General features: G+C 43.8%; 10 protein-coding genes. 5 read left to right on the top strand and 5 right to left on the bottom strand.

Features of this window, described 5'->3' with window-relative positions; all coding sequences use genetic code 11:
* Position 1 precedes the first annotated feature (1 nt).
* Genes PQ469_RS00795 through PQ469_RS00785 form a run of 3 tightly spaced genes read left to right on the top strand, consistent with a single transcriptional unit; the run spans position 2 to position 3,915 of the window.
* A complete protein-coding gene (locus PQ469_RS00795; protein ID WP_274211283.1) occupies positions 2 to 2,374 on the top strand; it encodes an ABC transporter permease in 2,373 nt (790 codons plus the stop codon).
* An 11-nt stretch (positions 2,375 to 2,385) separates the two neighbouring features.
* Positions 2,386 to 2,859 carry an alpha/beta hydrolase gene (locus PQ469_RS00790; RefSeq protein ID WP_274211282.1) on the top strand — a complete coding sequence of 158 codons (474 nt, stop codon included), beginning with the start codon at positions 2,386 to 2,388 and terminating at the stop codon, positions 2,857 to 2,859.
* A gap of 27 nt (positions 2,860 to 2,886) precedes the next feature.
* The gene (locus PQ469_RS00785) at positions 2,887 to 3,915 is read left to right on the top strand and encodes a PA14 domain-containing protein (RefSeq protein WP_274211281.1); all 1,029 of its coding nucleotides are present in this window, start codon (positions 2,887 to 2,889) and stop codon (positions 3,913 to 3,915) included.
* A 61-nt stretch (positions 3,916 to 3,976) separates the two neighbouring features.
* Here PQ469_RS00785 and PQ469_RS00780 read toward each other — a convergent pair whose 3' ends face one another.
* The 4 genes from PQ469_RS00780 to PQ469_RS00765 form a co-directional block, all read right to left on the bottom strand.
* Positions 3,977 to 4,615 (bottom strand): gluconate 2-dehydrogenase subunit 3 family protein, encoded by a 639-nt coding sequence (locus PQ469_RS00780; protein WP_274211280.1) that lies wholly within the window; start codon positions 4,613 to 4,615, stop codon positions 3,977 to 3,979.
* 22 nt (positions 4,616 to 4,637) lie between these two features.
* A complete protein-coding gene (locus tag PQ469_RS00775) occupies positions 4,638 to 6,374 on the bottom strand; it encodes a GMC oxidoreductase (RefSeq protein ID WP_274211279.1) in 1,737 nt (578 codons plus the stop codon).
* 126 nt (positions 6,375 to 6,500) lie between these two features.
* Positions 6,501 to 7,163, bottom strand: coding sequence for a 3-keto-disaccharide hydrolase (locus tag PQ469_RS00770; RefSeq protein WP_274211278.1), 663 nt, complete (start codon positions 7,161 to 7,163; stop codon positions 6,501 to 6,503).
* Positions 7,164 to 7,446: 283 nt separating this feature from the next.
* The gene (locus PQ469_RS00765) at positions 7,447 to 8,499 is read right to left on the bottom strand and encodes a hypothetical protein (protein ID WP_274211277.1); all 1,053 of its coding nucleotides are present in this window, start codon (positions 8,497 to 8,499) and stop codon (positions 7,447 to 7,449) included.
* 487 nt (positions 8,500 to 8,986) lie between these two features.
* Here PQ469_RS00765 and PQ469_RS00760 point away from each other — a divergent pair, with 487 nt between their 5' ends.
* Entirely contained in the window at positions 8,987 to 9,415 is a 429-nt protein-coding gene (locus PQ469_RS00760) for a CBS domain-containing protein (protein WP_090640676.1), read from the top strand.
* A 169-nt stretch (positions 9,416 to 9,584) separates the two neighbouring features.
* Complete coding sequence (locus PQ469_RS00755) at positions 9,585 to 10,817, top strand: DEAD/DEAH box helicase (protein WP_274211276.1); 1,233 nt, start codon at positions 9,585 to 9,587, stop codon at positions 10,815 to 10,817.
* 68 nt (positions 10,818 to 10,885) lie between these two features.
* Here the strand turns inward: PQ469_RS00755 and PQ469_RS00750 are convergent, their stop codons facing one another.
* A complete protein-coding gene (locus tag PQ469_RS00750; RefSeq protein WP_274211275.1) occupies positions 10,886 to 12,127 on the bottom strand; it encodes a YdcF family protein in 1,242 nt (413 codons plus the stop codon).
* Between the last annotated feature and the right edge of the window lie 112 nt (positions 12,128 to 12,239).

The raw sequence follows: 12,239 nt of genomic DNA, 5'->3' as shown, positions 1-12,239 counted from the left end.
CATGATTAAGAATTATTTAAAAATAGCCTGGCGTAATATTGTAAAAAACAAAGCGCATTCTTTTATCAATATTGCCGGGCTGTCGGTTGGGCTGGCATGCAGCCTGCTTATTTTGCTGTGGGTACAAAATGAGCTCAACATTGATGCCTATCATCAAAATGGAGACCGGCTTTATAAGGTTTATGAGCAGGAGTATTATGATCATAAAATAGATGGCAACTACGACACGCCGGGCCAAATGGCAGCCGAATTAAAAAAGACGCTGCCCGAAGTTGAATATGCCATCAATATGGAAGATGAAAATGACAATCATACTTTTAGGGTTGCTAATAAAATATTGAAGCTAAACGGCACTTTTGCCGGAGCTGATATCTTTAAAATGTTTAGCTATCCACTTTTAATAGGAGAAGCTGGCACGGCGTTAAATTCGCCGGCGAGCATAGCTATATCCCAAAAAATGGCAGTTATGTTTTTCGGGCAACCCGATGTGGCTATCGGTAAAACTATCAGGTTCGATGATGAAAGAGATTTTACTGTTACGGCTGTATTTAAAGACCTGCCCGGCAATACTTCCCGCAAATTTGATTACTTAATTAATTGGGGCGCCTATTTAGCCGATCATCCCGGCTCAAAAAGATGGGATAACAGCGGGCCGTTAACCTTTGTTATGTTACGTAAGGATGCCAACCCGGCATCAGCCGACAAAAAAATAACGCACTTTTTAGATACTTACCGCACTTTTCAAAAAAGCTACCGGGTTGAGTACGGCTTGCAACGCTTTGACCAGGTTTATCTACACTCCAACTTTGAAAATGGCAAAATAACTGGCGGCCGTATAGAATACGTAAAGCTATTTAGCATCATTGCTGTATTTGTGCTGCTTATTGCCTGCATTAATTTCATGAACCTTACAACGGCCCAGTCGGTAAAAAGGGCGCGGGAAATTGGTGTACGAAAGGTTATGGGCGCCGTGCGCGGGGTATTAATCAGGCAGTTTATAGGCGAATCGCTGTTGCTCACTGTCCTGGCAGTTTCAGTAGCATTGATTTTAGCCATTGTGTTATTACCTGTATTTAACCAGGTTACTCAAAAGCAAATAATCATGCCCTTTAACGAAGCTTCCTTTTGGCTAAAACTCTTTATAATCACAATAACTACGGGCTTAGTTTCGGGCAGTTATCCGGCTCTGTTTTTATCGTCATTTAACCCGGTAAAGGTATTAAAGGGAACATTAAAGCTCGATGCCGGTGCCGTTTGGTTTCGCAAAGGTTTGGTTATAATGCAATTTGTGCTTTCGTCGGTATTAATTATCGCCACCATTGTGGTATCCAAACAGGTAAACTTTATCCAAACCAGGAACCTGGGCTATGATAGGGAAAACCTGCTGTACATCCCTATTGAAGGCGACCTGGGTGGCAAGTATGATATTTTTAAAAACGAGGCGATGAATTTGCCGGAGATTAAATCAGTTAGCCAAATATCAAACAACCCCACGTTTATTGATAACAGTACTATTAGTGTAACCTGGGATGGAAAAGACCCTAACAACACCGTCGCTTTTCCGAACATAGCGGTTGGCTACAATTTTGTATCTACCATGAAGCTGAAAATGTTAGCCGGGCGCGATTTTTCTGATAATTATCCTACCGACTCCAATAACTTTATCATTAACCAGGTAACGCAGCAAAAGTTAGGTTTTACAAATCCGATTGGTAAATCAATTACCATGTGGGGGCGTAAGGGAAAGATTATCGGGCTGGTGAAAGACTTTCACTTCCAGTCGCTGCATAAGCAAATTTTGCCGTTGATTATTCACCTGGTTAAGGGCAAACTGGATGGGGGCGATATTTTAATTCGCACGCAGCCCGGCAAAACAAAAGAAGCATTGGCGGGTATTTCCAAATTATGTAAGATACTAAACCCAAACTTTCCTTTCAACTACAATTTTTCTGATGAGCAATACCAAAAACTATATAAAAGCGAACAGATTGTAGGCCGGCTGTCAAACATATTTGCGTTTCTTGCAATATTTATCTCGTGCCTTGGGTTACTTGGATTGGCTATGTTTACTGCCGAGCAACGTATTAAAGAGATAGGGGTACGAAAAGTACTTGGTGCCAGTGCAGCCTCCATATTCGGGTTGCTTTCATCAGAGTTTTTGGTTTTGATAATAATTGCCATGCTCGTTGCATCGCCTGTTGCCTGGTATGCCCTAAATAGCTGGTTACAGGGTTTTGCCTATCGTACCACCATACAATGGTGGATATTTGCGCTATCCGGAGGCCTTGTTATATTAATAGCCCTTGCAACTGTTAGCGTGCAGGCCATTAAAGCAGCGTTGATGAACCCGGTAAAAAGTTTGAGAAGCGAATAATGGATATTAAAATGAAGAAAACGTTCCGCTTATTTTTAATTGTGCTAGCAATCATCAGCGGCCTGGTTACGCTGGTTAAGGCGCAGGATACTGTGCTTAGAGTACCCGAAAGAAGTAAACTCGACTCCTTGAATTCGGTAGTATTAAACCAAAAAAGACTAATACAGGTATTTACTCCCGCAAATTATAAACCGGGGAGCACTGATAAATATGATGTGCTTTACGTGCTTGATGGCGGCAACTGGAACACCGGCCTCATTAAACAGGTACAGCGCTTTGTTGAAGGCGAAGCCTATATGCCGCCAACGATAATTGTGAGCGTTTTAGGTATTGACAGGAATAAAGATCTTACACCAACTCATTTAGAAGGTTGGAAAACATCCGGCGGGGCCGATAAATTCCTTAGTTTCATTAAAACCGAGCTGATTCCTTATGTTAATAAAACGTATCCATCCAACGGCGATAATACGCTTTGGGGGCACTAATTGGGCGGTTTATTCGTGATTTACGCGATGCTAAATGAACCCAAAACGTTTAAATCGTATATAGCCGTCGACCCCAGCCTTTGGTGGGATAATTGCTATCTGCCCAAAATAGCTGGCAGTAAACTGCCCGCTTTAGCCGGTTCAAATACCACAATTTTCATAAGCGGCCGGGAGGGGCGTGATGGCAAATCTATGAGGATTGATACTATGGATCTCGTACTCAAAAAAGCCGCCCCGCAGGGTTTAAACTGGAAGATAGTTACCTATCCTGACGAAACCCATAGCTCGGTAAGGCTCAAAACCACGTACGACGGGTTGAAATTTACCTACGCCAGTTATACAGGGGCGTTGGAATTTCACCCGATGAATGGTATAATTTTAAAGGACAAGCCTATTAAGTTATGGTACTTTAACGACACCACAAAGGTGCGCTACACAGTTGACGGAACAGAGCCCACAATTTCCTCGGCAAAAGCACAACCCGAAATTACGTTAAGCGAGCCTGCCACTGTAATGTATAAACGGTTCACCAACCGCGACCGCTATGATAAAACCGTAAGCGGCAATTTTACAACCGAAAAAGAAATGCGCCCGGTTGGAATGCTAAAAAACGCAAGACCGGGCGGCTTTAACTATGCCTATTATGAAGGCTCGTGGGATAAATGGCCGGATGTTAAAAGTTTAAAGCCCACAAAAACAGGAATAACAAACAGCGATTTTGATGCAGATAACCTACCACGCAAAAACAATTTCGCCCTGGTTATTGACGGCTTGCTGGAAACAAAGGAAGATGGTTATTATATATTTATTTTAGATGCCGATAAAGATTCAAAGTTATATATCGGCAATAAGCTGCTGATACAATGGGACGGCGACTACAGGCGCCATACGTACTCATACATTTTACCGCTAAAAAAGGGATTTTATCCGCTCCGGTTGGAGTATCTTCACAAGAATGAGGACTTTAAACTCAAGTTGAGTTATCTCACGCCCGGCACCATCAGTGGCAAAAACCCTGCCCCCATTCCTTTAAACTTGCAATATAGCCGTAATTAGCAGGCAGCTATCAACAAAAAAGGAGCTTTACAGCTCCTTTTTTGTTGTGCATATGTGTTTGTTATACGCCAGCTTTTACATCCTGCATATTGTAATGCTTCAATACATCATCGGGTACGCCGATCCATTTGTTGGGGTTGTTGCCGGCAAAGCCAATATCATCAATACCCATTTTGGTGGTATAAAAACCAGATGCGGTTAAATCGCGCATGCGGTTAAAAAAGGCCACGCCCTGGGCCATTTCTGGTTTGGCTTTGGCGGGGTAGGCAATCATGTCTACCAGCTCTATCTGCTGGGCATGGCTGCAATCGGTAAATACCTTGCCAAAACGGTTAAGGCATTGCAAATCTAACCAGCGCAAACCGCCACGCATGGGGGTTTGATGATCGGGCATATCCTTAACAATAAACTCTATAAAATCAGGAACTTTGGCATCTGATGCGCTGCCCGATTTTTCGTCTTTAGGGATAATAATATCGCCCAAGACAGTGATCGTAGCCATTTCTGACGCTGTAAAAAATTTATCGCCATTCAGCTTTTTATCGCGCTCAACCTCAAAAGGCTGGCGGCCGGCCTCGGCTCCTGTGGCTGCCGGCGCTGCTTCTTCTGTTTTTGGCGCACCTGGTTTACAAGCTTCCAGTATTAATCCTGCCGAAAGTGTGGTAAAGCCTAATGCTTTAAGGGAATCACGTCTGTTCATAATATTTTGTTGGATTAACTTGTTAAACGTTTAGTGCTTTTCGTTGCTGTAATATGTATTCTGCGGTACGCATGCTCATGGCCAAAATTGTCCAGGTAGCGTTTTTATCGCCTTGTTGTACAAATGGCGCGGCATCAACCACAAACAGGTTTTTACAATCATGTGCCTGGCACCATTTGTTTAGGGCCGACTTTTTAGGATCGTTACCCATACGGATGGTTCCAACTTCGTGAATAATTTTGCCTGGCGCTTCCAGTCCGTAATTGGTTTCGGGGCCTTGTGGTGGGCCATAAATGGCGCCGCCCATATTGTGCATAATTTCCTGGAAGGTTTCCTGCATGTGCTTAGCTTGTTTTATCTCTTCATCGGCCCATTTGTAGTGGAAACGCAATACCGGGATACCGTATTTATCAACCACGTTAGGGTCAATCTCGCAATAGTTATCGTAACGGGCAATAGCAGTACCGCGGCCGGCCATGCCAAACTGTGTACCATAAAAACGGCGGTAATCGTCTTTTAACGATGCACCGTAGCCACCGGCATCTTTCATTTTACCGTCGCGGCCTGGTACTGCGCCGTTCATATTCTGGATACCGCCGCCAAAGCCGTACGAAGGCATATGCATACCGCCACCGTATTCGATGTGATACCCACGCGGAAAATCAAGTTTTTTATTATCAAGCCACCATGGCGAGTAGATGTGCACGCTACCCACACCATCTTCATTGTAGCGCTTACGATCCATCAGTTCGGGAAGGAAACCGCCGGCGCTTGAGCCTGTTGAATCATGCAGGTAATGGCCAACAACACCACTGCTGTTTGCCAACCCACCCGGATGTTGGGCCGATTTGGAATTAAGCAGGATACGGGCCGATTCGCCCGCGCTTGCACCAAGGATAACAGTTTTGGCGTTTACCTGGTATTCCTGTAAATCTTCGCGGTTTACGTAGGATACGCCTGTAGCTAATCCTTCGCTATTAGTTATCACCTCGCGCACCATGGCGTTGGTTATCACTTTTAGGTTGCCCGTTTTTACAGCCGGGATAACCAAACATGACGATGCCGAAAAATCGCCATAAACTTTACAACTCCGGCCGCACTGACCGCAGAAAAAACATGCACCACGATCTTTATTACCAGGCAAAGCTTCCGTTAACACCGAGCCACGGCCAGGGATAATAGTAACACCTGCCTTTTTAGCACCTTTTACAATGTACAGCTCATTAAGCCTTGGTTTTGGTGGGGGCAGGTAAATACCATCCGGTTCGTTTTCCAGGCCTTCTTTGGTGCCATAAATACCTATCATGCGGTCAACCTTATCATAGTAAGGTTTTACATCGTCGTAGGTTATTGGCCAGTCATCCGTAAGGCCGTCTTTAGCCTGGAAATCTTTCGGGCCCATACGTAACGATATACGGCCCCAGTGATTGGTACGACCACCCAGCATACGCGAGCGGAACCAGAAAAATTCAGTTTTGTCTTTAGTAGTGTAAGGTTCGCCATCAATTTCCCAGCCGCCATAAGCGGCATCAAAATCGCCAAAAGGGCGTGTTGTTCCGGCGCCACGGCGCGGCGACTCCCAGGGCCATTTTAACTGGGCCGAGTCTTTTTGCGGATCGAAGTAAGCACCGGCTTCCAGCATCAGCACTTTAATGCCGGCATTGGCCAATACGTAACCGGCCATACCGCCACCTGCACCCGAACCAACAATTACTACATCATAAGTTTCAGATGATTTTTTAATTTGTAGATCGCTCATATTATCTCAAAAATATCCTTTGTTTTAAAACAGGAAAAATGCACGCTTAAGGCATGCATTAGTTTAAATTGGATTATCGGTATAAATATATTGAACGCCGTGCGTAAAATATACTTTGTAAATAAATTATAGTTGCTTAATTGATATTTTACGGAACGATACCACGTGCCCATGATCCTGCAACGCGATGTGGCCTTTTGGATATGCGGCAAAATCGGCCCAGGTTTTAAATTTGCTGTTGGCAAGCAATGTTTTCCATTCTTCACTTCCCATTTGTACATCAACTATTTTGGTACCATTGAGCCAAAAGGTAAGGTGGCCGTCTTTTTTACGCAATTTTACTTTGTTCCACTCACCGGCAGGTTTTGCAACATCGGCAGATGGCGCTTTCATATCATATAACGAACCTGCAAGGTGGTTGGCTTTTTTATTGTCTTCGGCATCTTTATTATCCAAAACCTGCATTTCGATACCGGTTTGATAGGTAGCGCCAAATTTAGGGTCTTCATGTACACCAAAAATAATTCCGCTGTTACCGCCTTTTTCAATATTCCATTCCAGTGTTAACTCGTAATTTTCGTACTCATCGTTGGTAACCAGGTCGCCCTGGTCTTCGGCTTTGGGGTCAAGCTGTAGGGCGCCGTCAACAACTTTCCACGCTTTGGTGTCGGTTTTTAAATAGGTGTGCCAGCCGGCTGTTGTTTTACCGTCAAATAACGATTTGGTTTGCGCCGTTGAGGCAAAATGCAGGGCAGAAACAGCCATCAGGCTTAGTAAGATCTTTTTCATCGATAGTATTTTATAATTTAACCGGAGATATAGTACCGTTTGGATGGCTAAATATATCTGCTTTTTGTTAATGCTAAAACGATTATCGTAAAAATAAATTACAAACAGCTGTGGAAGCTGTGTAAAAATGTGGATAGGTAAAGCGAAGGGCTTAAAGCATAAAGCCAAAAGCTGGAAAGGCTATCGGCTTTATGCTCAAAATTTATTTAACGTGTTATTTAAAGCGAAGGCCTTAAACAAAAAACCTTACATGCTTTCGGCCTTAAGCTTTTTGCTTTCAGCCTTACTCAGCGTGTTTGTGAAAGCCAAATGATAAGTTGGCGGCAATACCAATCATTCCGTAACCATAGCTATCCTGAAAACTTTGGTTGTAGTCGTCCTGGCCGCGGTAGCCGGCGCCAACCATAAAGGCTGTTCCCTGCATAAACGGAAACGAGTAGTAATATTTAAGGCTCACATTAAGGCGTTTTTTCACGTCAAAAGTCGAGTAGTTATTGTACTTATCGGCTATGTAGGTAAAATCAAACTGAATGCGCTGCCAGTTTTCGTAGGTTTTACGGCCTTGCTCCAACGGATCGTCGTAAGCCTTTACAAAGTTGTACATACGGCTGCCATTAATACGTACAAAGCCATAGTGATCTTTTAAACCCTGCGAAAGGCCCAGGTTGAATAATCCGGCGTGCACCTCCAATGCTATATTATCGTAACGGTTAATAGTAAGCCCCGGCTTATCAACCCGCTTGCCGGTATAATAGGTAAGGGTATAAAAGTTTGTGGTAAACTTGCCACTATCAACATTAAAGGTACCGTCCTTATTTAATGATGGCCCCCTAACGCCGTTGGAATGGTGCGAGTAGCCAAACGATAAAAATTTCGGCCTGTAAGTATCTTCATTTAGCCGGTAAAAAACGTTGCCATTGGGCATATAACTGGGCGACTTTACAGGTGCATCGCGGGTATTCAGCAACCGGATTTTCACCCTTGAGGTAAACTCAAAAAAGAAACGAGACTTTGGCGTACTGAACAGGATAAAGTTTGGCGAAAGATCGGCGACCAACTGTGTTTTATCCGGTTGAAAATATTCATTACCGGCCAGCGAAAGCCGCATATTTTCTTCAAATATATTATCAAATGCGTGGTTAATAATATGGTGCGATAAACGCACCGAATCGGCCCGGCTGGTATCGCCGTTTAATGTAACAGCGTTGACGGTTAAGCTTTGAAAAAGAACCAATACAAAGCCGAAAATGATTTTTGAAAAGGCCCGTTTTGATTTATGCTGAAAGGCCGAAGCAGCTTTGCTGGCTGATGCCTTAATAAATGTAAAATTGTTCAATGGAGTAGTGCTTTTTTACAGATCGATATAAAGTTTAAATAAATTAAAGGCCTAACTAATGTGATGCATCCTATAGTTAAATACCATGCCGCAATATTAATTATTAATCATTTTTGAGTAAACGGGCCTGTGTCAGGACAGGGTAAAGCTTGGCCAAAATGCCCTTTTGAGCGTAAATACGGCATATTACTACTCCCGGTTTTTACAGTAGCATTACAGTTGAGGGTTGCTTTGGGGTAATGACATTGGTAAAAAAGTCGTTTAAACATCTATATTTCGTTGCAATAGCTTATTTTATTTCCTCAGTTAGGTATATCTCATCGTAAATCATCACCCCTTTTAAATGGGATACCGATTTAACTACAACCTGTTCAACCTATCTGTAACCCCTTAAATTGTTGATAGATATAATTTAAAATCCATTTGCTTTTAATCGGGAATTGTTATATTTGGTTATAAGCCAATCCCTAATTTTAACCTGAGTATCATGATAAAAGTTTCGAACATACTGGCCCGTAAGGGTGGCGGTGCTATCAGCATTGATGCAGGTACATCTGTTTTGGAAGCATTGGAACTGATGGCCGCTAAAAACATCGGCTCGGTAGTGATAACCGAAGATGGCGAATACCTCGGTCTGCTCACCGAGCGCGATTACGCACGCAAAGTGATCCTGAAAGGCAAGTCATCCCACGAAACCCTGGTGCGCGAAATCATGAGCACCGGCCTGCCCCGTATTGTGCCCGAAAATTCCATAGAAACCTGTATGCACATCATGAGCGAAAGCAACATCCGCTACCTGCCTGTTTTTATGGCAGATAAGCTTTGCGGTATCATTTCTATTAACGATTTGGTAAAAGAAACCATTTTAAGTCAGCAGGAAACTATTGAGCAGCTGAGGGGATATATACATTCCTGATATCTGAATTGAGATTTTTGATTTTGGATATTTATTCAAATATGGCCACCATTGGTATTCTGTCCATTACAATTGTAGGGCAGGCGCTTGTCTTGTGTTAATCGATTTTCTGTAACCCTCTATATCCCATTAAATTTTCATACCTTGCATAATTTACTTATAAGATATAGTGACTTTTCAGGATTTTAATTTCAACGAGCAATTATTTGAAGGCATAGAGAGTATGGGTTTTACCACCCCTACCCCGATACAGGAAATGGCCATCCCGGCAATTATGCAGGGAAAAGACCTTATTGCCTGCGCCCAAACCGGCACCGGTAAAACCGGCGCCTACTTATTGCCAACCCTCAATCATATTACCGGTACGGCCAAACACCAAACCAGCGTGCTTATTTTGGCGCCAACCCGCGAGCTTGCCCAACAGATAGACCAGCAGGTAGAAGGCCTGGCCTATTTTACCGGTGTTAGCTCCATAGCTATATTTGGCGGCGGTGATGGTATGGCTTACGAGCAACAACGCCGCGGCATCCAGAATAATGTAAACATTATTATTGCCACACCGGGCCGGCTTATTGCGCACCTTACGTCGGGCGTATTAAAGCTTAACCACTTAACCCACCTGATATTGGATGAGGCCGACCGCATGCTCGACATGGGCTTCAGCGACGATATCATGAAGATCATCAGCTACCTGCCTAAAGAGCGGCAAACGCTGCTGTTTTCGGCCACCATGCCGGGGCGTATCCGTTCATTGGCCAAAGCTATTTTAAAAGATCCCGAGCAGATTAATATTGCCATTTCGCAGCCTGCCGTAGGTATCGATCAGCAGGTCTACCGGATGCATGATCAGCAAAAAACACCCTTACTGCAACTGATCCTGCGCGATGCAGCTTATACAAGCACCATCATCTTCGCATCCCGTAAGGAAATCGTAAAATCGTTATACAAAGAATTAAAAGCAGCCAAAATCAACGCCATGGCTTTCCACTCCGACCTGGAGCAAAAAGAACGTGAAGAGATCCTGCTGAAATTTAAAAACAGGCAGTTGCCGGTTATTATTGGTACCGACGCCCTTTCGCGTGGTATTGATGTAGAGGGTATCGACCTGGTGGTTAACTATGATGTCCCCGGCGATCCTGAGGATTATATTCACCGCATAGGTCGTACCGCACGGGCCGCTACAACCGGCACCGCCATCACATTTGTAAACCATCGCGACGAGCGTAAACTAAAAAACATTGAGCAACTGATGGACCGCGCCATTCGCGTAGTTGGCCTGCCCGATGAACTGGCTGCCATACAACCGGCGCCGCAATCGGCCCAGTCTGACGATAAACGAAATCCCAAAAGGCCCAACAGGCGTTTTAACAAAAACAAACCGAAGCCTAAGAATAACAATTAAGTCGAAAGTCTGAAGTCCCAAGTCAGTGTCTAACTTTCGACTTTGGACTTCGGACTTCAGACTTAGCCTTATGGATCCAGCGGTTCAAGCGGGTTTATTTGTAACGATGTGATAGTGGGGTAAAACTCCTGCTCGGTATTTGATAACCGCCTGCCAAGGGAATAGGGCATATAGCCAAGGTCTGCCATGCAGCGCTTATCCATGTACGAAATATAATAGCTTTGTATTTTATTGGTCGACGTTATAAAGGGTTTATTAAAAGGCATCCCGTACCTGAATATCAGGCGTGCGCAATTGCGCAGGTTGGTGGTGGTATGGCGTGCCTGGGGTTCAATAAAAATGGCGTTTTCGGGAATTTTCAGCTGGTTAACCAGGAATTTTTTCATTTCCTCCGCCTCGGCAAACCTGGTTTTAAAAGGGTGTACCCTGCCACCCGATACCATAATGAACGGCGTTAGGCCCTGCGCAAATTTTAAGGCTGCTATTTTACAGCGCTCAATACTACCCTTACTTATAGATACACCGGGCTTATCGGGCCCCTCGCCGGGCACCAGTATCAAGGTATATTGATATTTTTTCCAGTTGATGGTTTTTAGCCTATTGTAAGCTGCTTTGTTGGCCTTTTGCTCCAGGGGTTCGTCGTTGGCGGCATCGTTGCGACCGTTTATATCCAAACTATGCAAGGCATAATTTAATGATGGTAAGTAAAACAGCTTTGTTCCGCCACATTTCTTTATAATGGCTGTGGCTCCATCGGCAATTAATTTGGGGTAAGTATTGCGGTATACATTAAAGTTGATGGAATCCACATCCGGAAAGTTGGGCTTTTTACCTTCGGCATAAACTTCAATGGTATGGTTTATGGCCAGGGCATCCTGTTCCCAAGCCTTTACCAACAGCGCGGCCGGCGATAGCGAATCGTATTTAATATAACAGCCCGAAGGGATTAGATGATTTTTAACCAACAGCCCCAAGGCGTTATTAGGTTTGTATAATGCAGTAAGCCTGTCGCCTGCTGCTTTTATTTCCTGCTCCGATAATTTAAATGGCTGTATAATACTGCGAAAGCTCTTGTTCGCCTTTAATGAATCTTGTATGTTTTTAATCTTAGCCTGCACCATGCGCACCAAAACAGCATCGCTGCCAATAAGCTTAGTGGCCGGGGCGTAGTTTTGGAAAAGGTTTAACAGGTAATAATTTTTAATCTCGGTATGGTTTTTCCCAATCAGCCGGTATTGCTGACTGGCGGTTTGAGCGTCGGCAAATAGTGCAATAAGGCTGATAAAAAGTGCCAGAAAAAAGTTCTTCATAAATGGTTCAAAGAAACAATGTTTCGGATTAAATTTAAGTAAACAAAGTGTTAATCAATAAAATAGCCCCTTTGTTTTAATACAAATAAAAAATGCCTGCAATTTAGTTATC

The organism is Mucilaginibacter sp. KACC 22773 (genome assembly GCF_028736215.1).
Classification (GTDB): Bacteria; Bacteroidota; Bacteroidia; order Sphingobacteriales; family Sphingobacteriaceae; genus Mucilaginibacter.
Note: the sequence above shows the minus strand (reverse complement) of the source record. Positions and strands in the feature narration are given on the sequence as shown.